Raw genomic sequence first — 26,283 nt, forward strand, 5'->3', positions numbered from 1 at the left:
TTGTTAGAATGAAACAATTATCTCCATGCCAAGAGCATAACCAGGATCTTCACTGTTTGTGGGAAATGCCGCTTGTCCCCAAATCCACCATTCAACTCCATCTGCAGGGAATACATAGAATGTTGGTACTAACCACACCTCATTATCATCATCGTCATCAAGAACAAACCAGTGGTATTCAATTGGTAACCCAAAGGCTACAACATCGTTAAAGGCGTAGCCGGGTTCAAAGTAGAAAAACATTTCATCTTCAATACCAAAAAGTGGCGACTCTGGAGAGTTAATCTCATCAAAATCAAACAGTCGATAAAAAGCAAATGCGGTGTAGAAATTTGCCATTTCCATATAGGGCTCAACAAGTAATGTGAGTACATTGTATCTATCCTCAGCTCCATAGTTTGTAAATCCTATATCTGCTTTGATATCCAACATTCCAAAGCTGCCATTGTACTCTGCTCCACCAAAGAGATTAAATCCACTGAAATCTTCAAGGGCACTGCCCCTGATACCGTAAGCTAAAGAGAGTGAATGGTTTTCGTTAATGCCAATTGAACTTACACCTATTGCATCAACGGTGTTGTAATCAACATCAGCGACTCCCAGAATTAGCTCTTGAGTAACAGAGCCTAAGTCCAATGAATAACTTAAACCTCTTGTAAAGCTCTCAGGTGTAATCATACTACGTCTTTTATAGAAGTAGTAGTCAAATGTGCCAAATTGATATACCAAGTCCCCAACACTGAACGTGCCGTATGGACTGGCGTAGGTTACATCAAACCCGTCAATGTTTACCTGTAACCATCTCTCAGATGGGTCACCCTGGCCTGCAGGAATACGGCCACCTGAGGGAGCGTAAGCGTCTGAGTTTACCGTTACATATAAATTCGCACTGACATTGTCGCTAAAAATGAATTCTGCCCCTAAATCGAGCTCAGAATTGGTGAAATAATTTCCGCTGAAATCTGTCCATACATCTGTATCGAGATACCCACTGATAGATAGGTCAGGTTGGGAGCTCACAGGTAGAATAAGGACCAAAACACATAAGGTTAAACAACTAATAGTAAAGCGCATATAATCTACCCTTTCATAAAAAAAAGAATTACATAAGTTAATAAGTTGCAACTTGTCGGGAGAAATATGCAACAGATGTGCCAATCAAAAGAAAGGTGTTTTCGGGGCTAAAAAAGGCACTTAGATGAAGAAATCGTAACACAAAAAAGTATCAGGTACAATTACGTAGCACAATAATGGTATTCAAGGCAAGGGGTAAAGAGGAACTCTGATTATAATCAGTAAAATGAAGACAAATCTTGGAGATTACGTATAAATAGGTCAGCTAAATACAACAGAAAAAAAGAATCAGGAGGCTTCACTGAAAGTATTTTTACTCTGATTTAAGTAATTATAAAGAGTAGCCCGACCTACACCAAGCATCCTTGCGGCTTTTGCTTTGTTGCCACCGCTCTTTATTAATGCGTCTTTTACAGTATCATTACTAAGTTTAGGTTTTCGACCAACTTTAAGAGGTGTACTGGAGGAGATTGTTTCATTTTTGGGGGCAGAGATAAGTTCCGGAGGAAGGTGGTTAGGTAAAATTACTGAATCATGACATTTTATTAGACAGAATTGAATAGCATTTTGGAGTTGACGTACGTTTCCTGGCCAATTATAGTCCATCATTACTGAAATTGCTTCTTTAGAAAAAGAAACAGAATCCCTTGAAAGCTTTTTGCCTATATCCTTTAAAAAGTGATTTGCAAGTAAGGGTATGTCATTTCTTCTTTCTCTAAGTGGAGGCATCTGTACAGGGATTACGGCGAGCCTGTAGTACAAATCTTCCCTAAATTGGTCCAACCCTACTAACTCCATCAGGTCTTTATTACTTGCACTAACGATTCTAACGTTTACTTTCTTGGGTGATTCGCTACCAACAGGCTCAAAAGTACCTTCCTGAATAACCCGTAACAGTTTTACCTGCATTTGCTTAGGTAATTCTGCGACTTCGTCCAAAAAAAGCGTACCGCCATCAGCAAGCTCAAAGCGCCCCTTTTTGTCTCTTATAGCTCCGGTAAATGCTCCCTTAACATGGCCAAACAGCTCGCTTTCAAGTGTACCTTCGGGTATCGCGCCACAGTTAAGCGCAATGAAAGGGTGATCTCTCCGGGAACTTTCGTTGTGAATTGCTTTTGCAACCAACTCCTTTCCCGTACCGCTTTCACCAGATATTATAACCGAAAAATCACTGTGTGCTAAATCTTTAATGAGCTCATAAATTGCAACCATTTTATAGTCTTGTCCTATGATACCAGAAAATTTTTCCGATTCCCCAAGTTTCATCTCAAGTTCTTTAACTCTGGTTTCATCACTAAAGGTAGCGATAGCACCTGTTACATTGCCATCATCATCTAAAAGAGGGGTTCGTGTCACCTTTAGTTCCATACGCCGACTTTCATGATTGAAAAAGACTGTAGAGTAAGCGGCTTTGGGAAGCTTATCGAAGGTGCCTTCTTCACAGAAAGAACAGTATTCACCACAAAAGTTTGGGGTAAAAAGGTCATGGCAGTCTTTGCCCAGAACCTGGTTTTGGGGTATACCTGTGATCGTTTCGGCGCTTTTGTTAAAGAAAAAAATTCTTCGGTCAAGATCGTGAGCAATTATGCCTTCCTGTAGACTATCAATAATGTTTTTAAGATAGATACGTTGGCTTAGAAGGGTAGAGCAGTAACCATCTTTGAAAAAATTATCTACTTTGTTTTCGATGTAAGTAATATAGGATTTAAAATCAAAGCTTTGCCATGATGAATCCCCAATGTTTTCGACGGGGTCTTTAATGTCCCAGTTTATGATTGGTGGAACTCCGGTAAAAACCGGGCAACGTTTTTTAACGTCTACTCCCAAAGTAATAACAAGGTCTACAGGTAGATCATTTATACTGTCAATTGATATACTCGTATTTTCGGTTGTTTTGATACCGTGGCTTTCAAGCAAATCTGAAATCCAGGGAGGAGTTGGTGGCGCTTCAAGCCCTATACTTATTGCTCTGATATTCTCCGGAGAAGAGTTATTTATTACAGATTCAATTACTTTGCCTTTAAATACGTTGTCGCTGTCAATTATAAGTATATGAGTAGGCTCCATATATTCTCCGGAAAAATTGCGGTGTATAACAAAAGTTTAAAGCACATTCAAAATAAATAATGGTTCAATCTAAGGTAATAATTCCTGAGTGCTTTGCTAATTCGTTTCGAACCTTTGGGATAAGTCGTGGGGTCACACTCAAAATAGTGATTCCTGCAGAGATCAGTTTTGAGGGAATGTTTTCTCTGCCAGCCATCTCACCGCAAATAGATAATGGTTTATTTTGTTTTTTGGCTTCAAGAGCAATGTTTCTCAATAAATCCCATATTACAGGATGTTCGGGGTCATATTCATTGTTAACAAGTTCATTTCCTCTGTCTATAGCAAAGAGGTATTGTATCAGATCATTTGAGCCAATGCTGGCAAAATCAATTAGCTTAAGTATTTCTGATGCCTGAAGAAATGAACTGGGGGTTTCAAACATCGCTCCAAATTCAATGTTTTCAACCGAGCTGTTGCATGAAGAAAGGATCTCTTTTGTTATATCAAGAAGTTGTTTCATTTGAAAGCTATCAACAACCATAGGAAACATAATTTTAATTTTGGTATGTTGGCCTACTCTTGCCAGGGCTTTAAGCTGAGTACTAAGAATATCAGGATTCCCAAGAAGGAAACGTGAACCACGCCATCCAAGAAATGGGTTGTCTTCCTGTTTCAACTTCATGAAAGGTAGTTGTTTATCCCCACCAGCATCAAGAAGTCTGAATGTAACAGGCTTTCCTGCCATTAGGTTTACTATTTCATGATAAAAATGATATTGTTCATCTTCACTTATAATACGATTATGCTTTATAAAGAGCATTTCTGTTCGCAAAAGCCCTATGCCATCTGCTTTAACTTTCTTAGCATGCTGTACATCTCCAAGTGTACTTGCATTTGCAAAAACCTGCATTCCTTTGGGGGTATTAAGGATACAAAGTGCACCTGTTTCAACCTGTTCTACCCTTATTAAGGAGTTTTCAATGTCTTCATCAGGATTTAGATAAATTTCACTATCGTCTCCGTTTATCAAAATTTTGTCATTACACTGTACGTAGTCCAGTAACCCTGAAATACCTGATACCGCTGGAATACCCAATGAACGTGCAATAATAGCAGCATGGGAAGTGATACCACCTCTTTCGGTAACAATACCCAGCACTTTTTCCATATTCATGTTTACCAGCATCCCTGCTGTCAATTCTTCGGCGACAATAATTTTATTTTTACCATTGGTGCATTCTTTGTGCCCAATACAGATGAAGCCGCTTTTTTTGTCCCCAAGCCTGTTCAGAACTCTTCGTTTAATTTCACCAATATCTGTAGATCTTTCACGAAAATACTGCTCATCAAACCCTGCAAACTTCTCTTCATAGCTACCAAAAACCTCATGAACAGCCCACTGAACATTTTTACGCTCTTTAGTGACATTCTCTCTTATAGCATTCAAAATTTGAGGGTCATTGAGGATATGCTTTTGGGTTAAAAAGATTTCTGCTTCAGCTTTACCAATGTTTTTAGCAACGTTACGGGCTATGCGGTTAAGTTCATGGCTACAGATCTCAACCACTTCCTCGAAACGCCGCAATTCCTCTTCGACAGCTTTATCGGTAGAAAGGGAATACTTAGCTACGGACCTGTATCGTTCAGGCGAGTATATGCAGGCTAATCCAACTGAACGTCCACTGTTTATGGAAATTCCTTTAAATCGTTTGTTTACTATTGGATCCTTTAAAATCATACCTAAACCTTTCTGAATGCTAGAATGCCTGCTCTGCAGAGAGAGAAATCAAATCTAACCGGATCACTAGAATCAATGTTTCTGAAAAAATCCGTGATCTCTTCGGCCATTCTCCAATCGGCTACGTTTCGTTTAGTTATTCCATAGTGACGGGCTATTTTTGCCACATGGGTGTCAACTGGATATAAAAGCAGGGACGGAGAAATGTTTTTCCATATACCCAAATCGATCCCGTCTTGTTTTCGAATCATCCAGCGTAAATACAATAAAAGCCGTTTACATGCGCTCCCTTTTTCCGGTGAGGAGACAAGGTATTCAAAACCCCTTTTTATTTCTCCGTACTTTCTTGCTTCCCTGTGTATTTCATTGGTAAAAACAGTAAGGGCACTCCTTAAATTTTGGCCCCTTTTAATCTCCCGGGCAAAAAGACTTCCCAGGGAACCATACTGTTTTATAAGATCTCCCACAGACTGGAAAAAAAGGGCTAAGTCGTAACCACTGTTAAATCTATGCTTAAAACTAAGGAGGTGCTCTTTTTTTTCATAGAAGGTGGTGTTTATACAGAAACTCAAAGGCCTGTTATCGATCATTTGGTTTAGTCTTTGTATGCTTTTTATGATCATTTCAACCCGACCATAGGCAAGAAGAGAGCAGTAAAGGCCTGCGACCTCAAGATCTTTAGGGCTTTTGTGCTCATGAACACATACCAGAGGGTCTAAACCAAGATACTTTGGGTGATGAAACCTTCTATAGATTTGCTCAAAATGCTTTATGGCGTCTGACTTCTTTTTGAAATTACCCACAATTTCACACCCAACCACTATGAAAAACGATGTTTGTTACATTTTAACACTTCGTTTGAAAGATAAAATAGTTGTTGTGTATAGAAAGATTTGACTGTTTTTTGCTTGAAGCTGTAACCTATTATCGCGGCTAACTCTAATAGCTGCTTTTTTTAATTCAGCCTGATGATATCCGTTGTTTCTAATTTAGAGGAAAAAGGTCGATAAAACCTACGGTTCTTTGCTGTAATTGTTTTAAAATGTACCTTGGCTGTATATAGTGTATTCTACTCAGTAGGTACCACTATGTGATGGAGTGTTTTTTGGGGCTTGGTCAAAGGACTTGATGATATGTCCCCTCAGCAACTTGCTGTTATGAACGCACTTAGGAAAAAGGGCGCTGTTGGACCACTTTGGGAGTTTCTTTTGGAGTAAAAGGGCGTGCATTATCTGCACGCCCTGAAAAAAAACTATATCTTTTTGCTTATAACGTAAACTTACCTTTTCTGTATATCACCTTTTCGCTTCCATCATGCATAACAGCCGTAACTGTTCTATCCACCGTAGAAATAATATCTGTGTGCTCAGGAGAATGGTTAAATCCGATCGCTTCAAACTCCTCTTCAGATAACTTAGCAGCATCACCATCATAGGCATCATGATATGATTTGCCCACTGCAAGGTGGGTATTTCCGTAGCGGCCACCAAAGTTTTCATCATAAAGAGTATCTGCCATAAATTTGGAGATCCTGGAGAAGCGAGAATCAGTAAGAGAAAATTCCCCGATTTTATCGGCATTTTTCTGCTTTATCATCTCTTTTAAGAGCTTTTCATTTTTTGCTGCAGTGGCTTTTATAACTTTTCCGTTTTTGAATTCAAGCCTGATGTCTTTGATTATATTGCCGTAGCGATAGAGTGGAAGATCGAAATATATTTTCCCCTCAGTGCCTCTCCAGTCCGGGGAGGTAAATATCTCAAAGCTTGGGATGTTGTGCCCACTTCCACCAAGCCATTTCCGTTTTTCTCCGACCTTAAGCCATAAATCTGTATCTACGGATTGGACATGTAGTCTGTCTATGGGAAGTGAGTTTAATTTCTTTATTGTAGATTCAATGCCGGAATGAATAGAACGCCACTTTTTAAGTGGATCTCGTTCATTTAAAAAGCAGGCTTTTGTGATTTGATTCCAATACTGCTGAGTAGATAATCCCGCTTCTTTGGCATTCCCCTCGGTGCCATATAAACACAAGGTCCAGCAAAATTTACCTTCATCCTCTTTTTTGTCCAGCCATTCTCTGAATTTCCGGTTAGCTTTGCTTGAGAGAATGACCTTCTTGGGATCGGAGTTTTTAAGGTACATTGGGTCCTTATCAGCCAAAATTCTAACCCAGTGATCAACGGTATCAACCAGCCCCCGATAATACTTTTCCGGAAAAAACTGAAGCTGTTTTTTTGAGGATTTTTCTATCGAAATAAGTTTAAAATCATCGTCTATTATATTTATAAGCGCATGTCCACCCCGCTCAAGAACAGATGAGTAAACCTCTTTTGCCAAAGGAATGCCAGGGACCTGGGTTACAATATAGACTACATCATCTCTTTTTATACCTTTTCCGTTATTAAGTGCAAATTTAATGAGTACATCAGCATAACGTTTCAGTATTCTTGGTGCGGGAGTAAACATTTTTACCTCTCGAAAAATTAGTTTATCATAATAGTTTTTAATTTTACCAATCACACTTTTATGAAAATATATGATGAAGGCATAGCTTATCCAGAGAAAAAGGGCTCAGAAACACGTTACCCTGTATCATCCTTAGGTGATAAACGCTGCTCTTCCATTCTGATTTCATGTTCAAGAAAAAAGTTTAACAGGCTTCTAAGCAGTACAATTGATGCAAGACGGATGATCTCGCCGCCTCCTGGGCTAAGAATAGTTCGAAGTACGTCACTTGCAATAGTAAATTCAAGGCCAAGTATAAGGACACGTCCCAACTTAAGTCTGTTTCCCTGAACTGAAAAATTGCTGCCTTTAAACTTAACGATTTTAGTCGAAAAAGAAATTATTGATTCCAGTACAGCATAAAGTATCACCAGTGCTGCTAAAAATTCGGCCAAATTAGCTACAAATTCAATCAAGGTTCTTATCCACAAAGCAATGGAATTGTCCTCAACTGTTGTGGCTGCTGGAATATTAAGGCCTACAGATAAAAGCACAACAAGGCCAATAATAAGTACCGTGGGCACTATAGTTTGATAAATCAGTTCGCTTTTTGATATGTTATTCAAATCTTTTTTCCTGAATAAATATCAGTTATTCACTTTTAAGGTAATAAGCAGCTTGTCCGCAAATTGACCATGTACCCTTATTGTATAACGGTTGTGCTCCATTACCTCCAAAAACGGGATCTTCGCTATAGCAAACCTGGGTCCATTTTTTCCCCGACGGGGGGGCTGTAAGCGGTTCCGGGCTGGTTTGGATATGTGCATCTTTTCCCATGTTTATTATAAGCAACCTGTCACCAGTGTTATCTGCTCCAAAATACCGTATTACAAAGGCTTCAGCGCTAAGGAGTGCTCCATCAATACGCTCCCTGTTGTGGTCTTTAAATATTGGATCTTCCTTCCGTATTTGGATCATATCACAATGGAAACGATACCACTCTCCATGAAGAGATCGTTCCCGTAGATTTAATTTGCAATCCTCAAAACATTCAAGTGTCGCAGGGTCGGGAACAAGAGGCCCCTCTACTGCTGCGATGCTTGGAAATATGGAAAGATAATCTTGTCTGCCATGCGCAACAGCCCTTTCTTCTTCACCCTCATAATCTGCAAAGAAATAAAACGGTGTTGAAGCTGCAAATTCCTGCCCCTGAAACAATAGGGGAGTTTGAGGTCCCAGAAGCATTAGGGTGCTTATCGCTCTCAATCTCCCGGGACTACTCATACGCTCTATTCTGTATCCACGACAGGAATTTGCAATCTGATCGTGGTTCTGAAGAAAACTTATGAAATGGTTTTCAAACGACAGGGATGGAGTGCCCTTTACGCCGCGTTTGAAATAACTGTGCTGGCCCTGGTAGAGATATCCATATTTTGAAGTGGAAATCAGCTCCTGAGGAGTACCGGAGTAATCGCTGTAATATCCTTCTTTGCGACCAGTCAGTGCAACCATGGCAGTATGATGAAAATCATCATTGAGCATCAGATCGATACCCTTACCCTTTACGTAGGCTATGTCCTGCGGTTCGTTTTCAGCTATGATCAGAAGGTTGCGATTTTGGGAAGCGTCTTTGATTCTGCTGGTTATCTCGGAAATTATATGATATGAAGAAGAATCATAGATTTCCTGAGTCGCGTCCAGACGGATGCCATCAAGATGAAACTCATCAACCCAGTAAGCAGCATTTGAAACAAAGAATTCCCGAACAGGACCTGATCGTGTTCCATCATAACTGATGGCTTCACTCCAGGAACTTTTATATTTAGAGGTAAAGTAATCGGGAGAAAACTTTTTAAAATATTCAAATCCCGGCCCCAGGTGATTATAAACAACATCAAGGATAACGGCGATCTCATAACGATGAGCCTCATTTACAAACTCTCTGAAGTCATCAGGTGTGCCGTATAAACGGGTAGGTGCAAACGGGCATACCGCATCATATCCCCATCCAAAGCTTCCGTTGAAATCACCTACAGGCATTATTAGCACAGCGGTAATACCCATGTGTGCAAGTTCTGAAAGCTCCGGGGTGGCTGCTTTCCAGGTGCCTTCTTTGGTGAATGTCCCGATATGCATTTGGTAGAGTATATTTGTAGTATCCTGTGGCCCCTTCCAGGTATCATCGCTCCATTTAAATTTTCGGGGATCTACGATTTGAGATAACCATTTAGGTCCCCGTGGCTGGTATCGGGATGCAGGGTCGGGGATTATCCGCTCATCTTCATCAAGAATAACCCTGTAAAGCATGCCCTCGCTTGCAAAGTTGGCGTCAGCACTGAAATACCCATTTCCTTCATCATGTAGGGCTATTATGGCCTCTTCATTGTCGTTTGGATCTCTGGTGATGCCCACCGCAGCACGAGAGGTGTCCGGAGCCCAGATTCTAAAATTAACACCGGCTCCATCAAGTACTTCGGCACCTATCGGCAAACGTCTTTTATCTCTGTTGGTTATTTCACCCATCTTTATCTCTCCTTAAGAAATGAAGCGCATATAGTTGCCAAAAGCAATAAATACGCCAAATTGGTAATAATTACTGCTGAGGTCAGCATAAGCAACTCCTTTAAATCGTATTAATTAGAAAGGTTTTAAAGGGGGGGATATGCATAAAAGAACACCGGAAGAGGATGCAGATGTGGTAATTTATCTAAACTCTCAAAATGAGATTAAGGATGCGGGAATTTCAAAGGAGAGCATGGAGAAGCAGATTGCATACTATAAAAGAAAATGCAAAACAAGCAACAAGAAGCTCCCAAAGAGAAAAAAATAACAGTGTGGTGGTTTTTAATAAGCCCCGGGATCAACCGGGTGCTTACTTCTTATTATGACGTTTTTTTAAAATAACGCTGAAACTGAGGGGGGAGTTTGGTGTAATCTTCATTTAAAAAATCGGCAGGGAGATTTTTTGAGTTTTTTGTGTGCCAGAAGAGGATCGTTTCTTCGCTACAGCACTCATCTGCATACGCTTTGAGTGCAGCAAAAGCTTTACCCGAATAAACCCCATCGAGTCTGATCTTTTCCTTTTGATATAAAAGCAAATCACACAATCTCGCTTCTTCTGTTTCTATTCCATAGCCATCTCCAAACTGATGTTCATCGATGTACAGGTCATTTTCTGAGATACTAATCATCGGAAAGGCCGGAGCGTGGTGGTGAAGGAATTTGTTTGTCGAAACAATAAGCTTATACAGCCCCTCTCTATTGGCTACAAAGGAGGGGACAACGCGTACCGGAATAACCCTTATTTGCGGTTTTGTTACTCTTAAACCAAGTATCAGTCCTGCTGCAGTACCCATCGTACCGAGAGGGAGAAAGATTTTTGACGGACAAGGCATGCTGCCACTATCAATTTGGTCAGAAAGCTCACATGCGGCGCTAACAAATCCAATAGTTCCGGTTACAGATGAACCGCCCGGTGGAATTAAAAAGGGGGCTACCCCCTCCTTTTTCTTGTAATGACGCCTGAGTTGTGCAATGCGAACTGGTAAGGAATTCCAGTTTTGTTCAAAGTGAATTTCAGCTCCACTCCAAAGATCTCCCAGGAGATTGTGCCGAACAGATAGCGATGGTGGTTGTTCAAACAAAAGCAGCGAACACTGTAAACCCGCCTCTCTGGCATAAATAGCTGTAGCAAGAGCATGGTTAGACCCGGCAGCTCCTGAGGTTATCACTCTTTTAACCCCCTTGTTTCTAGCTTCAGCAAGCAAAAACTCAAGCTTTCTTACCTTATTGCCTCCATAGAACGTTCCACTGAGATCATCGCGCTTTATGTATACATTGCAACCGCTGCTTGGTGGATATAAATTTGACAGCGGTTTAATGTCCGTTGGATAGCCCCCTAAAGGTATATGGGGAATACTTTCTTCTAATTGTGGAAATTTCTTGAAAAGTGAATTCATATCCTGCTCCGTAGCGGTATTGCCAAACAACGGGGCAAAAGGGTTAATTTACAGCGCCCCTGTTTTTGTAGTATTATTTAATTATTTTATAAATACAATAAGCATACAAATATTGAAAATAATTAAGCCTACTATTTAGAGGCGGTTTTTAAAAAGGGGTTGGGTACTTTGATTACAATACTAGTTCTGAGCCTAACATTAGTTTGTGCTATGAATTTATCTGCCACGGAGAACAGCAGGTTGGGAGACTCTTTGGCACTGGTGGCTATGAGGGACGCGAATCCGGAAAGTGAGTTAGGATGGGCCTGGGATAATCCAATGCCCCTGTGTACCTGGATGGGGGTTGGGGTAAAAAATGACAGAGTTGATACACTCTCTCTAAGCGCAAAAGGAATTGAAGTTATTCCGGCAGCGATTGAAAAGCTTCAAAACCTCTCGGTATTCATAGTAAACAGAAACGATATAGATACTTTGCCTCGGGAAATTACAAGGCTTCATAATCTTAAAATTTTAGACCTGTGGTCAAACAATCTCACCACCTTACCTGAACAACTAGGTAATCTGCTAAGTCTTGAAACTCTGCACCTTCATGGAAACAACCTCACACGTATTCCCCAATCAATCGGTGATTTGAGCAATCTTGAAGATTTAAGCATTAGCTGGAATTCACTTGAGTCACTACCTGAAGAGGTTTTTGACCTTAATAATCTAAGAGAGTTTAGTGCAAGCGGAATTGGTCTAAAGGAACTCTCGCCTAAGATTGGTGGGTTGGTGAGTTTGGAAAAGCTGGCGTTATCTCACAATAAGCTGACTTCTATCCCCCCCGAAATCGGTAAGCTTGTTAATCTGGAGTTGCTGCATTTGGGGGAAAATGAAATTAGTGATGTTCCGGAGGAAATAGAAAATCTTACTAAGTTAAGAAGATTATGGATTTCTGATGATGATCGCACCGGTGTTCCTGCTGCAATCAGGGGAGTTGGAAGATAGCCCATAGACGCAGATTTCATACAGCTATCTTCCCGCTCAGGGTATGTTCAGGCAACTATTAAGTGAATTCAATTAAAGCACTGCTACAGATTAAAACTCTTCCTGTTCAAGCTCTTTTGCTGTGGAGCAGTATTTTTTTTGAAAACAAGACTCACAATCACCACTACAGCCACTAAGTGTGGTAATAAATGTATTATCCGGTGAAACATCTATTGATTCATTCGGAATACAGTCCTCAATAAGGTGTTTGTAAAGGACTTTGTGAGGCAACTCTTCACAAAACCCCAATTGAACATTGTGCTTATTAAGAATGCCTTCAATGTCATTGAGTTTTCGTTTCAACTCGTTCTTAGACATAGAATCAGCTGGTGGAAATTTGTAATTAGCGGGAAAAAGTGAACGCATGGGAACTTCCTGGTCTTTTGAATTATTACAGCATGACAGGACGTTCTTTAAGAACTCATTTTCCAGGGTAGGATCCATATCCTGTTCTTTCCAGAATGATCCGCCTTTGGAAAGAATGTCTGATTGCAGGCTTTGATTTTCGAGCATCAGGTCTATTTCCTCCTGATTACTTCTTTTCTTATCACTCATAGTAAAATACTCCTCCTTTGGTGAGAGGTCTTAATTTTAACCTGGTGAATGGGAATTTCGTTACAGCGGGAAGGAATGCTATCTAAACGATAGCTGTATGTAATTAAATATATTTAGTTCGCAGGATTATGCAAGATTATTTTTTATGGAGTAAGGGGGGCGGGGAACTGAATGGTTGGCCCGGGTTAAACTGAAGGAAAGATTATGCTTGGTTTCAAAGGTTAACTTTGCAATACTCAGTCACTTAGAAGTGAAAAGCAGAACTCTTTTTTTTATTTCTTGGTCGCTTAGGAATGAAAATCACAACTCTTTTTTTCACTCCTCGGTCACTTAGGAATGAAAATCACAACTCTTTTTTTCGCTCCTCGGTCACTTAGGAATGAAAATCAGAACCCTTTTTTTCACTCCTCAGTGACTTAGGAATGAAAATCACAACCCTTTTTTTCACTCCTCAGTCACTTAGAAATAAAAATCACAACTCTTTTTTTTATTTCTACTTCACAATGTTAAGTAAATTGGACTCTGTTTTTGATTGCTTAGTCACTTAGAAGTCAAAATTAGAACCCTTTTTTTTATTTCTAAGTCACTTAGGAGCCTCATTAGAACCCTTTTTTTTATTTCTAAGTCACTTAGGAGCCTCATTAGAACCCTTTTTTTCATTTCTAAGTCGCTTAGGAGCCAAAATTAGAACCCTTTTTTTCATTTCTAAGTCGCTTAGAAGCCTCATTAGAACCCTTTTTTTCATTTCTAAGTCACTTAGGAGCCTCATTAGAACCCTTTTTTTCATTTCTTAGTCACTTAGGAGCCAAAATTAGAACTCTTTTTTTGATTTCTAAGTCGCTTAGGAGCCAAAATCAGAACTCTTTTTTTGATTTCTAAGTCGCTTAGGAGCCAAAATCAGAACTCTTTTTTTGATTTCTAAGTCACATAGGAGTAAAAATTTGAATTCTTTTTAAGCGCCTGAATCGCTTTGCAAACCCTTTTTTAACCGTTGTTTTCAGTTGAAGAGGTTATGATTTGTATATGTGTAAGCCAATGCTTAATTGAAGAATAAAGAGGTGTTAGATTTCACATTTTTCCTCGTTCAGTCTAATTTTATTTGAACTCTTCGCGTATACTGTAAACAGAGCAGGCAAGGGGTCGGTACATTTGTAGGATGATGGAAAATCGATGTGCACTTTTAAGCATAAAAAAAGGGAGATCTCGGTTCTCGAAATCTCCCCAAAATGGCTGGTCAGGAGGGACTTGAACCCCCGACAAGGTGGTTAACAGCCACCTGCTCTGCCGACTGAGCTACTGACCAATAATATCTAAAGAACTAACTCTCATAGCAAGGAATCACTAATATACATAATCTGCCCTGGATCTGTCAAAAAAAAATACATACTTACTTTAAAAAAACCTATTTTGTAAGTAATAAAAATATCGTTAATCTCGTTTCCCGGTTATAGGTTTAAAAACGCAAAATGGGTATGTTTTCTGTTATTCTTTTATCTGCACCATTTCTTTTTTTTGGTAATTACACCTCAGTAGTAGATGAGATCCTTGAAAAACACGAAATCTCGATCTCTTTTCCCACAGATATTGAAGAGAAGATTCTTACTGAGTTTAGAAAGTGCTTTGTAATTGATACATTCGCCTGGAACACAGTTAGAATAAATGCGGGGAGATTTGATTACCGCTCAATGAGTGATACGGTAAAATTACCGCTAATAGATTCCGCCCGGGGTAAACAATTTGCACATCCTTTTGCCGGGGTGGTTACCTCTCCTTTTGGACCAAGAAGAAGGTCCTGGCATTTTGGGACTGATATAAACCTCAATACTGGCGACAGTGTTCATAATGTGCTTGATGGAAAAGTAAGAGTTATTCAAAATGACCGTTCCGGGTATGGTAAAGTAATTGTAGTACGACACCACAGCGGACTTGAAACGGTGTATGCTCACCTGTCACGGATTTTGGTACGACCCAATGAGCGGGTTAGTGCCGGGGATGTAATCGGCTTAGGTGGTAGCACCGGGAGGGTAACCGGGCCCCACTTACATTTTGAAACAAGGTACTATGGAGAACCTTTTGATCCGGCTAAGATGATAGATTTCGATAATTTTGAATTGAAAAATGACTCTTTGGTTCTGACAAGAGAAGATTTTGAGTATCTTACTGAGCTTAGAAGCACTGTATGGCATACAGTGCGCCGTGGTGAGACTCTTAGCGCAATCGCAAGACGCTACAGAACGTCTGTATCTGCCCTGTGCAGACTCAATGGTATCAGTTCCAGTTCTATAATACGAGTTGGACAGAGACTTAAAGTGCGAAGTGATGGCAAGCCCGTCCCGGAAGACTTCATTATCAGAAATGTCAGTGTGAGCGCTGATAAAAAGCCGGAAATCTGAAACTACCGGGGATCCTGTGGGGTGGGTCAAAAATGTTACACCTGATGGCCTTGGTCAGAGAACGCAAAAAAATGAGCTCAAAAAACGTAAAAAACCGCCCATATCTCTAATCTGCGTTGATCCTGAGGATGTATCCCCTCGCATCTTTTATTCAAGAGACCGCCTCACTACTCTAAAACGTGTTTCACTGCAACGGCTTCTCTTGCCCTACAAGAGCGGTCCATGCTTGGGCAGCCCCGACACAGGCGTATAAACAGGTCTTTTTGGGGCCGGACCATGCGTATAGGTAATGAAACTTAAATCGAAAGGAAGAGTAAGGAATTACGGGCAAACAATAAGAGCAGCTAACCAGAAGCGCTGGGATATGGTAAATGCAGTAATGAAATTAACCACAACAGAAGTTCATAGTGTAGAGCGATTAGAGGTGACCTGCTGATTAGGCAACCGTGAGTACAAAGTGAGGTCAGGGATTATCAAGAATAAAAAAATGAGGCGCTGTGGAGATATTTAAAATAAAAAAGGCCGTAAATCAACGATTTACGGCCTCTGTATTGGTAGCGGGGGCTGGATTTGAACCAACGACCTTTGGGTTATGAGCCCAACGAGCTACCGGACTGCTCCACCCCGCGGTATATCTGCTTTTGTTGTTACAACTCTCTTTCAAAGATGTCTCTAATATACATAAAGTATTCGTCGGTTGCAAGCAAGTTATTGTGATTATTAAATAAATTACTCGATATCATCAAACTCTGAAGAGGGAAATAGTTCTGCTGGTTTTTTAGGTTCTACCCGTACCGACTTACATCGTTCTGCTATTACCTCCCCGGGTGGGGCATGACGTCGCTTGCGGACAAAGCGTGCCTCTGTGACATGTACTTCAGCAAAAGAGGTGTGTTTGGCTTTGGAATACCAAACGGCTAAAGACGCGGCTTTCTCTATTATGGCTTTGGGAGGTGGTGGAGTATTTTTCGGGCGTCGAATGATGACATGGCTCCCGGCATGTCCTGCAACATGCAGCCAAATATCTGATGGTTTTGCAAAGCGGGTTGAAAGATCATCGTTATCTTTGCTGTTTTTTCCTAAAAAAATTTCCCAGCCTTCACATATAAACCTTCTAAATGGCAGGTGTTTGCCATTGGGTGCCTTTTGAGTGCTGTCTGCGTTCTTCTGCGAAATATAAGGTTTGGCATTTGATTCGATCTGCTCGAATTCTGAATCGGTGAAAGCATTAAGGATAAAATCATCGCAGAGAATACCTTTTATATTTTCCAGTACTTTTTCAATGCCCTGAATAGTACCTTCTGTTTGCTGTACTTTTTTTTCGGAAATAAGATATCCGCGCCGTCCCTTACGAGCTTTTTTGTAGAGCAGTTCAGCATTTTTTCTTGCATCAAACTTAGGATTAAGCTGCACAGTCTCCACTTTTTGGGTGTGGATATTAGTAATAGCAACACTTTTTGAACCGCGCGGAGCACTTTGAGGTGATGCTAAAAGCGAGTCGGCCACTTGACTGTACCAGGTATGCTCCTGTGCTTCCTTGAGCTCAGAATGTTGTTTTTTGAGCTTCTTTTTTTCGTGCTTAAGGGTACTTTTTAGATTATGGTAGAGTGCTCTAAGGTTTTCCTGAGCGGTTTTCTGTTCTGTACGCATAAGGCCTCTTGACTGTTTTTGCTTTCGGTGTTACTATTACAGTAGCTTATTTATTAGGAAATTACTTCAGGGAGGATACATGGTAACAACTCTTAATGTAACATGCCCACAATGTGAGCAGGTTTCTTTTATTTACCTCAGTACAAATGCGGGTGTGATAATCCTCAACTGTCCGTCCTGTTCCTCCCCGGTTATGTATTTTGATCATAAAATATATCTTCTTTCTCAAAAACAGATAGAAGCAATACGGGCAAGTGCTCATGATAAAGATATCATGAAGCTGCTTCAAAAGATAATTTCCGTTGATCAAACTTTAAAGTCCAGGACAAAAGATATTCAATCGCAGCTTAAAAAAAGATCCAGCAATGAGTCGCTAAATAAATCCCGAAGACCTGAGCGTGAAACGTGTATTGGTAAAGACGATATTGTGAACCTGAAAATTGAACTTGAGCTGTGTAATGATTCATTAAGCTTTATTAACAATATGTGATGAAAACAAATATTCATTAGTAACAGTTCTCAATTTTGAAACCTGGTCCGATAATCGGCTCCCATTTGATAAAAAAGTATAGCATCTGCTATAATGGTCTTATTTATATTACAATAAGACTATTATGAATACAGATAACCAAAGCAAAACAACGATTTTAAAATACGCAAAGTATCCTTTTACTCCTCTACTGGGATGGTCTATATCTCGCTATGAGGTATTTGATAAGTGTAAAAGATGTTATTATTACACCTATTACTCCAGACACTGCACCGAAATTCCACATTACAAACTGACTAAGCTAAGAGAGTTAACATCAGTTCCGCTTGAAGTGGGCAATGTTATTCATCATGTAATCGAAGCTTTTTTGCATCGCCTGCAATTATCAGACAGTGATATTGATGAAGAACGTTTTTTCCAGTTTGGACTTAAAAAGGCAAAAGAATATTTTTCGAGCAAGACCTTTATTGAAACCTACTATGGTAGGGTAAAAGAGATAGATTTTCAAAGAGCTGTGAAAAAAATTGAACGCTGTCTTAATAACTTTCTTCAAAGCCCCTGCTATAGTTGGATTTTCATGAAAGCCATTACAAACAGAGATAACTGGATGATTGAACCAGGTGGGATGGGGGAGACGCGTCTTAATGGGATGAAAGCCTACTGTAAAATGGATTTTCTCTTTCCTGTGGGTGATGAAGTACATATACTGGATTGGAAAACAGGGGCCAAGGACTACGCGAAACATTCGACGCAACTTATCGGGTATGCAGCTGCAGCGAGCAGTAATTTTGATATCTCTTATGAGCGCATCATTCCAAGAATAGTCTATTTGTCACCAGAGTATGACGAAATGTCGATACAGCTGAGTACTGAGAAAATAGAGGAGTTTATCGATACTGTTCGTGAGCAGACAGACCGTATGTATTCGTACTGCAAAGAAGTAGATAGAAATATCCCACTTTCAATTGATAATTTTCCTAAATCACCATCACCTTCTCTATGCAGGTATTGTAATTATCAGGAGTTGTGTTTTCCCAAGGGACTTGGGGAAGAGGAGGAAGAGGAGTTTTAAGCCCGGTGACAGGAACGTTCGCCGGGCTTTATACTAAAGTCTAGTTAATCTCTGCTAATTCTGTTTCTCCAAAATCCAGATTTCTGTTTTGTCTGATAGTTTGATCTCTTAATTCTTCAATGCTGATACTGCTTATTGGTTCATCGAGATGCAGAAGCATAAACTCAGTATCTTCAGCAAGCTCACAATCTGGTGTGTTACGCAGTATCCACCTGTAGTTTACCTCAGCCAATTCAGGATTCTTAAGATGCTCATCATAGATAAACCCCAGCATAAAGAAGGTGTTGCAATCCAGTTGAGGGCTCATGAGCTGGTATTGTCTGTAATTTCTTATTGCGGTTTGGAAGTCTGAGTTATCTTTACTGATTTTGGCAGATTCTATAAGTGCCCGTTTACCTTCTTCTGTAAATCCAAAATCAACAATGAGAACGTTGTACAGCTCCAGAGCTTCATCTGTTAGATTTATAGCTGCAAGTGAATCCGCTTTGGTTATAAGTTCAGCGGGATTTTTATACTTGTTATCTTTCCAGTCAGACTGAAAAAATTCAACGGAAACATCGTCTCTGATCTCTTGAATCTTACTGCTGAGATTCATAGTAACTAAAAACTGTTCGATGCCTGAGGTCACCCGTTTGATTTTTTGGGGCTCCGGATTGGGAGTATACCCATACTGATCATAGAGGGAGAGGATAGCAAGAGTCGTATCGATGTTGAGATCTTTTGCATCTGGTAAAAGCCTTTCATTTACGTACATTTTAGCGTACTCGGCTTTTTTGGCCCACTCTAATATACTTCTTACTCTGTTTTCTGATGTAAAACCGCTTTGTGTCGCTTTTTCAGAAATAAGCTTCCATCTCAGTAACCACTCAGCGAGATCCTTTTGGGAAAAACGGGTTACTCTGTTAGAAGGAATCCACGAGGTAATTACCGTTATATCCTCTTCGGTTATTATCTTATCGTCTCCAAGTATCTGGTCAAGATCATCGCTATAGGGTTCGCCATATTTTTCCTCGAAAAACAGTCTCATGAAAAAGTCCTGAACATTACTGCGCACTGTGTAGATCCAGCGCTCTCTAATGACAAGGCTATCTGTTTCTGGTTCATCTTCAAATTGCGCTAAAAATGCTGAGTCGGGTTTATGTTTGTCCCAGAAGAGACTGTCTGCTATAGCTCTTTTAACATTCTCAAAGGGTTCTATGGTTTCTGCATCACCATTTTCGTCTGCATCTGATTCTGTTATGAAAGAGTTTTGGTTTTCAATGTAGTAGTAATAAAGGTCTTCTTCAGAGAAGCCAAGGTTTTGTGCAAGAATCTCCATGGAATAGAGTTGGGCCGGATAGTATCGTTCTTTCCATTTCCAGTCTGCGCTGTTCATCATTTTTCTTCTGATCGTATTATCATTTCTTGAGGAATAAATGGCTGCTACCTCAACCATATACGATACCGGGCTGCGTCTGCCTGGAAAAAAGGAGTTATCATGTTCCGCGGGGTACATACTTATTGCCTGGTTGAAAGCATCAAAGCTTTCCTGGTCGATGTAGGTACGTCCAACTTTTGCAATTGGATCTTCGGGTTTCCTCTGACAATTAAAGGAAGTGAAAAGAAGTAGTGTAATAGCGAGAGCGTTGAGTAATTTCATTGGGTTACCTCAGAAAAAATATTGCTGACTAATGTTAGAGTTATTTTAAAGCTGCGACAGCCTCTTCAACTTCATCATAGATTTCAAGTAGTGAAGTGGCGCCGATGATTTCAATTATTTCATAAACATTTTCATTAACACTTGCAATTTTAAAGCTGCCGCCTTTTTCTTTAGCAGATTTGCTGCAATGCAACAGTATTCCCAGACCAGTACTGTTTACATAACGAAGTCTGTTAAAGTTCGCGACCAGATTAACGTAACCATCATTATATAGTTCGCATATGTTTTCAAGTACCATTTCTACATTGGTTGCGTCCAGATCTCCGACGAAATGGAGCAGTTTAGCATTACTTTTACCCTGAATCTCTTCACATGTAAGCTCAATTTGGGATTCCATGACTATTCCTCTCTTATTTTAGTAACCCGAACATTTGTACCATCTTCGGAACATTCAACAGACATTTTGTTGGACAGCATACGTATAAGTGCCAGTCCACGTCCTCGTTTTTGATCGGCTCCGGTATGTTTTTTCGACTCAGCCTGGTCAAGAAAACTTTTGAGAGATGCTATTTTTTCCGGATCACTTATATTTATCACATTGATATCAAATTTTTCTTTATCCATAGTCAGGATGATCTTTATTTCATTATCGCTACCCTCTTTGCCGTGTTCAACTGCATTATTGCACACCTCATCAACAATGGTCTCAATTCGAAAAGCATCACGCGTTCCATAGCCCTTTTTCCGGGCAAGGCGACTTGCCATTTGACGAACCGGGGGAACCATTTGCAGTGATGAAGGAAAGGTGAGTGTAACCGTTTCCGCTTTTTTCTGAAAATGCCACTTATAAGCGCTTGCCGCAGAGCGAATATCACTAAAAAATGAAAATATTTTGTTGGCACCCATAAGGGTAAGTTTCTGCTTGAGGTCTCTGTTAATGCCTGCAAACACCAGATCACCGCCATTTTCTGCCAGGCGCTTGCGATTACCCATAAATTCGCCCAGAGCTGCAGAGCACAGTACTGTAACTCCGGTCATGTCGGCAATGATAAAGTTTCTCTTCTCTCCCTGCATCGCTTCTTCAATACACTTTGACAGCTCACCAATACATGATGAATCAAGTTCGCCACAGAACCTGATAATCATCACCTGGGGCCCTATGGTATCTGAAATAAGCTCTGCCTGAAAAACATTCGTACTCATGATCTGATTTGTTCTCCGATTCTATTTCTGTTTTTCGGCCATTTCCCGCTTACGTACAACGTGAACCGTTGTGACATTGCTCTGGTCTACCTTTATATCCACTTTTTCTGAAAGCATACGGACGATATCAAGTCCCAGTCCCCAATCAGGGTTTTCGGTTGCATCCTTTTGTTGAATCACATTTTTGAGCCGCTCAATATGCAACTTGTTTTTACCCTGATCTTTAATAAGGAACTCAATACGGTCCTGAAATATTTGGCAGGCAAGTTCAACTTCCGATTCATTTGATTCGCAACCGAAATTCACAGCATTATTGCATATTTCATCTACTATGATCTCAGAGCGGAAGGCAAATTTATTAGTAAAACCCGAAACCTGAAGTACATCGTGGACAAATTTTCTGATCGCAGGAATATAGTCCAGATCACCAGGGAATTTAACTTTAATATTGTAAGGATATTCTGTGCTCATTACTTAGGTCCTAACCTTTAATATTCAAATTGGTAATAGCTTCTGCCCTCCGGAAAACACTACTCTTCACCATGAAGAATATACGCTTCTTCACCTGAGTTTATAATACCCTTTTTAACCAACGTTTCTACTAATCGGGACGTTGTAAGCAACAGGGTAGAAAAGCTTGGTGCTTCGGTAAAATTTTTCAACTTAGCATGTGATTGAGCATCTTTTTCGGATCCACCACGCATTGTATCAAGGATACACTCCATTACAAACATAATCTCACCGTACGTGAGATTTCCCTGTCGATAATCAGAAAATTCCTGTATTGCACCGAGAATAAGATCGTTGAGTTTGTTAAACTCATTAGGATCATCAAACACATTCCTGTAAGAAGCTAACTCACTCATAAGCCTATAATCTCCTCTCACATCAATTATGGCAGTCATAGTGCCATATAAATATTATTCAACCAATATACATCTTAATACTTATTCTAAGAAAGCCCATTCTATAAGGATTTGAATCTATTTGCATTAAAAATACTTCATTTTACTCTCCCGGGGTAATATCTGCCTCTATGAAGGGTAGTTCGGGATCCTCATCCTGCTGCTGTACCACAGCTGGTTCCTCCTGCTCTTCGGCTACTGGCTGCGATTCCATACTCGGCATCGTGAAAATGTCACTAATTGTAGGCGTACGGGTAACTTCAGTACTTTGGTCCTGCGGTGAAGGCAGAGGTGGGGTTGTACGAACCGTAAGTGCAATCATTCTGTCCAATTCATTAACCGCCTTTTTTACAAGCCTGTCCAAGAGCTCAGTCCTTTCAGTAGCTGTAATATGTGTCTTTTTCTCGACAGAGCCAAAGAAGTGAAACCCTTTCATCTCTTCAGCGGTAACTTCGATGAGCCCTGAGAAGATGTGTCGTTTATGGCCAAGGCAATATATTCCTAATTCAACCGATAGTTTACCTTCTATTGCTTTTCTGATAATTTGGCGCCTAACCGGTCTGAATTTGCAGGATGTTATGTTTGTCCATGCAACAAGGGTAGAGTCAGATAAATACTTGTGGATAGAATCAAGTTCTTTAAACGATAGTTGGTCGTGGTGGTAAAAATTAATCCTTCTCACCAGGCTTTCAACGGTGGCTACATCAACTGTTTTGAATTCAGGATTGATAGACAGGCGCTCTCTAAGCATTCGTTCAAATGTTTTTTCTATCTGTGGTGCCCCATCACCTCTGAAACCCAAAAAAGCTACTTCGGCTGTTTTGGCGTTGTTGATTGAAAACACCAGGATAAAAAAATACACTACAGCACTCTTATTCAGTCGTGACTTCATCTTTCCCCAATGAATTATTTGCTTTATAGATCCAGCACAGTATTTCTGCAACTGCAGCATAGAGCTGTGGTGGAATCTCACTGTCGATATCGATTTGCTCAAGCAATTCCACCAGACCATCATCCCGATGAACAGGGATCTTATTTTGGGCTGCGGCTTCACGGATCTTCTGTGCAGATTCACCATGCCCTTTTGCCACTACCTTAGGAGCCCTGTCATTTTCCTCATTATATTTTAAAGCTACGGAGGTGTCACGCTTATTTCGCTTCATGCCTTCAGGTCCATAGTAGTATCACTATCTTGGGTATCCTCAAAAGTACTGATTTGGCTATCCTTACCAGTGCTGTTTATCTTAAAACTTAGTTTGGCAAAATTGAACCCAAGTTCCTTTAATGTAGTGTTAATCTCTTTTTCTTTGCTATTAAACCATTTTCTTGTTTCCGGGCGTTCAAAACTAAATTGCACAGATAGAGTATTACGGTCAGGGTAGTTTAGAAGTGCAGAGATGCCACCCAGAGAAGAAGGTGATACGTTTAGCTGCACCGAAATATTGGCGCTTTCTTTGTCATTGCCTCCCTTTTTTTTTCTCTTTATGAATTTCATCTGCACCTCTGTCCACTCGTTTTCAATCTTCATGGGCAGCAGTAGAATTTGGTTTTGATTATCTCCGTCCGAAATGTGGTGCGATAAAAGCTGGAGAGAATCGAGCCGGCTTAGTAGTGTATGAGCCGTTTCTTTTAGAAAAGTGTTAAATTTTAAAGCTTGTGTCAGGTCTCTGCTCTTTGAATTTTGAGCTTCTTGGTTAGAACTGTCACCTTCTCCGGACTCACTTAGTAAAAAGGAGAGCCTACGCAGTAATTCTTTCGTCTCACCGGTAGCTGATCTGCTGCTTTGCTCTAAAAGCTGCAGCAGATGTTTGGCCGATTGCTCAACAGTTTCTAAGCGATTGCCAACTTCGTTGGAAGAGGTAACAAATCCATGGGTTGCTTCATTAGATGCCTGGAGAAATTGTTTGTTTATATTGGTAGTATTGATTTCAGAAAATAAACTTACCAAACTTTTCCTGATTCGGTTTATGGATTGTTTTGCTGCTGCATCGTGTGTTTTTGAACTGGCAGAGGATTCATTATCAAAGAACAGCTTTTCCACCGGTGATGAATCAGAGGAGATATCGTGTAAAAAAGATTTTGCAACAGAGACCATTCTATGCATTCGTGAATGAACAGAAACGCTCTTTTCGGTGATTAAGGATAAATCGAGCTGAGCTTTAATCAGCTTTTCGGTTTCATCTGTTTTACCATTGGTGATTGTTTTAAGTAGAGAAAAGATCTCTTTTTTTAATTTATTTGCAGCTGATACAATATTCAAATCAGGTTGATCAAGATGGGAATAATTGATTGATGAGGCTTCCTTTCCTTTTCCGAAGTGTTCTGAAAAGATGCTTCTGGTCAAAACCTCTGTGCTTAAATGATCTATTTTAGAGACTGTTTTAGATAAGTCTTCTACTGTTTTTACCAGGTCAAATAGGTGATGAGGTGAAGAGTTAAGCATGGATTCAGCTCTGTTTTTAAAATCGTTAAAATGCATTTTTATGTTTAATAGTGCACTGTTTTCTGAATCTGATTGGGATAACCGCTGTAATTGCGAAAGGTTTCTATCAAAGTAGTCTGTAAATTCATTTAGCTTTCCTGATACTATTTTTGTATTAGACATTCTGTCTCTTGCAGATGCACCAAACTGGTTTAAGAAATCAGAGAAAAGATTTTTTTCAAAGTAGGAGATCAGTGAGTTGGAAAGATGAAGCATTTTAAAAGCCTGATCACTTTTAGCTCCATCTACGGATACTGACTTCTGAGTTAAGTGCTCCAGCATAGCAGATGTAGTATCGTGTGTATGGTTGATATGATCAGGCAAAAGCTTTTTTATTGTGTTAAGTATTTGGATAAGGTCTGTGGATTCAGCTTTTGCTCCCTTTACATTACCTGAAGACACTTCAAGAGATTGCAGAAAAGTAAGAAGAAGCTTTTTAAGACTATCAGTGTTTTTATTTTCCGCTACATTTTTTTCATAATTAAGTCCGATACGCTCAAAAATCTCACGAATAGCACTTTGGGCTTCTGTTGATGTTATGCTGTTTTCAGAAATAAAGTAGGATTCGATATCCTGGTTGAACCTGCTACTATCACCGGAATCAGTACTGAATGGGAGAATTGTATTCAAAAGCTGTGGTATTTCCGATGTCTTAGTTGGTTGGTGTTTTGCGATTTCTTTTGCCATCTCCGGATTCTCAATAGCAAGGTGAAACAAATGCAACAAAGCATCTTTAGTTACAGTGTTTGTGGGATACTCCGCTCCAGTATGCTTTAGGTGTTTATCGAACGAGTCAATTAGTTCAAAAGAGATATGATCATTTTTGAAAAAGAATTCGTTAGGCATATTTTTTAAAAGTTTAGAACTTAAACCAGCTTTTAATTGCTCTACAAGTTTCTCGGCATTTGAATTGTCAATTATTTTTATAACTGATTTGTTTTTGTATTTGCTTACATGCATATAAAGTGGAAAGTCATTGTCACCTATAAGATGTTCAGTGTTGAGATTAGATAGAACAGATGCAAGCTGATCTGCAGAGTCGATTTTATGTAACCCTTCGGGTAAGGACACTTTTTTAATGATCAAAAACGTATTTTTATCATTCATTGTGGTTTTCAAGGATTCAATAATCTTTGTAATCCGCTGAGTTACATCAGCCGTTTTCTTATCGATACCCTGGGAGGTGTTCGCCAAGCGTTCAAGTTGTTCTATAAGAGCGTAGGTAGATCTTTGGGTATCATTGTCAATACGCGAATTGCTGAGAAGGTGTTTGGCTTTTGAAAGGATGTCTGAATTCGGTGCATTGCCATTTAGAAGGTTAGAATGTATATCCTGAAGTGTATGGAGAAGTTTAGTGGGATTGAGGTTTTCCTTATGAAACGAATCAGTACGCCAGTGTGGCCTATTATGGCTATTACTATCAGATTTTTTTCTACTTCTCTTAGGGGCAAGTTCGATTCTTGGTACAGAAGATCTTTTTAAACGGTCTGCGTTATAGTGCATTAAGACTTATCTTTTTAATCGTTGAACATAGATGTTTATAGTAGTATTTTCGTCAAAAGATGACAAGATCTTTAGGTTTAAAGGAAAAAAGGGAGTTAAA

At 39.9% G+C, this 26,283-nt stretch carries 24 protein-coding genes and 2 tRNA genes; 6 read left to right on the top strand and 20 right to left on the bottom strand.

What is annotated here, in order from left to right; genetic code table 11:
- Positions 1–3: 3 nt before the first annotated feature.
- The 7 genes from QA601_09015 to QA601_09045 all read right to left on the bottom strand — a co-directional run bounded on the left by QA601_09015 (position 4) and on the right by QA601_09045 (position 9,829).
- A complete protein-coding gene (locus QA601_09015) occupies positions 4–1,074 on the bottom strand; it encodes a hypothetical protein (protein ID MDG5815218.1) in 1,071 nt (356 codons plus the stop codon).
- Positions 1,075–1,362: 288 nt separating this feature from the next.
- Positions 1,363–3,141, bottom strand: a complete 1,779-nt coding sequence (locus QA601_09020) for a sigma 54-interacting transcriptional regulator (protein MDG5815219.1) — start codon at positions 3,139–3,141, stop codon at positions 1,363–1,365.
- Positions 3,142–3,205: 64 nt separating this feature from the next.
- Positions 3,206–4,861 (bottom strand): phosphoenolpyruvate--protein phosphotransferase, encoded by a 1,656-nt coding sequence (ptsP, locus tag QA601_09025; GenBank protein MDG5815220.1) that lies wholly within the window; start codon positions 4,859–4,861, stop codon positions 3,206–3,208.
- A 2-nt stretch (positions 4,862–4,863) separates the two neighbouring features.
- Positions 4,864–5,664, bottom strand: coding sequence for a TIGR02757 family protein (locus QA601_09030; GenBank protein ID MDG5815221.1), 801 nt, complete (start codon positions 5,662–5,664; stop codon positions 4,864–4,866).
- Positions 5,665–6,127: 463 nt separating this feature from the next.
- Complete coding sequence (locus QA601_09035; protein ID MDG5815222.1) at positions 6,128–7,327, bottom strand: aminopeptidase; 1,200 nt, start codon at positions 7,325–7,327, stop codon at positions 6,128–6,130.
- 116 nt (positions 7,328–7,443) lie between these two features.
- The gene (locus tag QA601_09040) at positions 7,444–7,932 is read right to left on the bottom strand and encodes a DUF1622 domain-containing protein (GenBank protein MDG5815223.1); all 489 of its coding nucleotides are present in this window, start codon (positions 7,930–7,932) and stop codon (positions 7,444–7,446) included.
- Between the two features lie 25 nt (positions 7,933–7,957).
- Entirely contained in the window at positions 7,958–9,829 is a 1,872-nt protein-coding gene (locus tag QA601_09045) for an alpha-amylase family glycosyl hydrolase (protein MDG5815224.1), read from the bottom strand.
- Between the two features lie 139 nt (positions 9,830–9,968).
- On the opposite strand from QA601_09045, the gene QA601_09050 reads away from it, so the two are divergent.
- On the top strand, positions 9,969–10,136 hold the full coding sequence (locus tag QA601_09050; protein MDG5815225.1) for a hypothetical protein: 168 nt from the start codon (positions 9,969–9,971) through the stop codon (positions 10,134–10,136).
- Between the two features lie 52 nt (positions 10,137–10,188).
- Here the strand turns inward: QA601_09050 and QA601_09055 are convergent, their stop codons facing one another.
- A complete protein-coding gene (locus QA601_09055) occupies positions 10,189–11,265 on the bottom strand; it encodes a pyridoxal-phosphate dependent enzyme (protein MDG5815226.1) in 1,077 nt (358 codons plus the stop codon).
- Positions 11,266–11,433: 168 nt separating this feature from the next.
- Between QA601_09055 and QA601_09060 the strand changes: the two genes are divergently transcribed.
- Complete coding sequence (locus QA601_09060; protein MDG5815227.1) at positions 11,434–12,252, top strand: leucine-rich repeat domain-containing protein; 819 nt, start codon at positions 11,434–11,436, stop codon at positions 12,250–12,252.
- Between the two features lie 90 nt (positions 12,253–12,342).
- Here the strand turns inward: QA601_09060 and QA601_09065 are convergent, their stop codons facing one another.
- Both QA601_09065 and QA601_09070 read right to left on the bottom strand, forming a co-directional pair.
- The gene (locus QA601_09065) at positions 12,343–12,846 is read right to left on the bottom strand and encodes a hypothetical protein (GenBank protein ID MDG5815228.1); all 504 of its coding nucleotides are present in this window, start codon (positions 12,844–12,846) and stop codon (positions 12,343–12,345) included.
- Between the two features lie 1,227 nt (positions 12,847–14,073).
- Positions 14,074–14,149 (bottom strand) — tRNA-Asn (locus QA601_09070).
- 169 nt (positions 14,150–14,318) lie between these two features.
- On the opposite strand from QA601_09070, the gene QA601_09075 reads away from it, so the two are divergent.
- Positions 14,319–15,239 (top strand): M23 family metallopeptidase, encoded by a 921-nt coding sequence (locus tag QA601_09075; protein MDG5815229.1) that lies wholly within the window; start codon positions 14,319–14,321, stop codon positions 15,237–15,239.
- A 289-nt stretch (positions 15,240–15,528) separates the two neighbouring features.
- Complete coding sequence (locus QA601_09080; protein MDG5815230.1) at positions 15,529–15,675, top strand: hypothetical protein; 147 nt, start codon at positions 15,529–15,531, stop codon at positions 15,673–15,675.
- A 116-nt stretch (positions 15,676–15,791) separates the two neighbouring features.
- On the opposite strand, the gene QA601_09085 is transcribed toward QA601_09080, so the two are convergent.
- Both QA601_09085 and QA601_09090 read right to left on the bottom strand, forming a co-directional pair.
- A tRNA-Met gene (locus QA601_09085) sits at positions 15,792–15,868 on the bottom strand.
- 100 nt (positions 15,869–15,968) lie between these two features.
- A complete protein-coding gene (locus tag QA601_09090; GenBank protein MDG5815231.1) occupies positions 15,969–16,889 on the bottom strand; it encodes an NFACT RNA binding domain-containing protein in 921 nt (306 codons plus the stop codon).
- 79 nt (positions 16,890–16,968) lie between these two features.
- On the opposite strand from QA601_09090, the gene QA601_09095 reads away from it, so the two are divergent.
- Positions 16,969–17,379 (top strand): hypothetical protein, encoded by a 411-nt coding sequence (locus QA601_09095; GenBank protein ID MDG5815232.1) that lies wholly within the window; start codon positions 16,969–16,971, stop codon positions 17,377–17,379.
- A gap of 124 nt (positions 17,380–17,503) precedes the next feature.
- A complete protein-coding gene (locus QA601_09100; GenBank protein ID MDG5815233.1) occupies positions 17,504–18,451 on the top strand; it encodes a PD-(D/E)XK nuclease family protein in 948 nt (315 codons plus the stop codon).
- Positions 18,452–18,491: 40 nt separating this feature from the next.
- Here QA601_09100 and QA601_09105 read toward each other — a convergent pair whose 3' ends face one another.
- The 8 genes from QA601_09105 to QA601_09140 all read right to left on the bottom strand — a co-directional run bounded on the left by QA601_09105 (position 18,492) and on the right by QA601_09140 (position 26,183).
- Positions 18,492–20,090 carry a hypothetical protein gene (locus QA601_09105; GenBank protein MDG5815234.1) on the bottom strand — a complete coding sequence of 533 codons (1,599 nt, stop codon included), beginning with the start codon at positions 20,088–20,090 and terminating at the stop codon, positions 18,492–18,494.
- Positions 20,091–20,130: 40 nt separating this feature from the next.
- Complete coding sequence (locus QA601_09110) at positions 20,131–20,487, bottom strand: STAS domain-containing protein (GenBank protein MDG5815235.1); 357 nt, start codon at positions 20,485–20,487, stop codon at positions 20,131–20,133.
- Between the two features lie 2 nt (positions 20,488–20,489).
- Positions 20,490–21,293 carry an ATP-binding protein gene (locus QA601_09115; GenBank protein ID MDG5815236.1) on the bottom strand — a complete coding sequence of 268 codons (804 nt, stop codon included), beginning with the start codon at positions 21,291–21,293 and terminating at the stop codon, positions 20,490–20,492.
- Positions 21,294–21,314: 21 nt separating this feature from the next.
- Positions 21,315–21,764 (bottom strand): ATP-binding protein, encoded by a 450-nt coding sequence (locus QA601_09120; GenBank protein ID MDG5815237.1) that lies wholly within the window; start codon positions 21,762–21,764, stop codon positions 21,315–21,317.
- Between the two features lie 59 nt (positions 21,765–21,823).
- Positions 21,824–22,159, bottom strand: coding sequence for a hypothetical protein (locus QA601_09125; protein ID MDG5815238.1), 336 nt, complete (start codon positions 22,157–22,159; stop codon positions 21,824–21,826).
- 142 nt (positions 22,160–22,301) lie between these two features.
- The gene (locus tag QA601_09130; GenBank protein ID MDG5815239.1) at positions 22,302–23,090 is read right to left on the bottom strand and encodes a hypothetical protein; all 789 of its coding nucleotides are present in this window, start codon (positions 23,088–23,090) and stop codon (positions 22,302–22,304) included.
- Positions 23,071–23,361 carry an EscU/YscU/HrcU family type III secretion system export apparatus switch protein gene (locus QA601_09135; protein ID MDG5815240.1) on the bottom strand — a complete coding sequence of 97 codons (291 nt, stop codon included), beginning with the start codon at positions 23,359–23,361 and terminating at the stop codon, positions 23,071–23,073. The genes QA601_09130 and QA601_09135 overlap by 20 nt, the downstream gene beginning before the upstream one ends.
- Positions 23,358–26,183: a hypothetical protein gene (locus QA601_09140; protein MDG5815241.1), complete on the bottom strand. Its 2,826-nt coding sequence runs from the start codon at positions 26,181–26,183 to the stop codon at positions 23,358–23,360. Before QA601_09140 ends, QA601_09135 begins: the two co-directional genes overlap by 4 nt.
- Positions 26,184–26,283: the final 100 nt, after the last annotated feature.

This window comes from Chitinispirillales bacterium ANBcel5 (assembly GCA_029688955.1).
In the GTDB taxonomy this organism is placed as follows: Bacteria; Fibrobacterota; Chitinivibrionia; order Chitinivibrionales; family Chitinispirillaceae; genus Cellulosispirillum; species Cellulosispirillum alkaliphilum.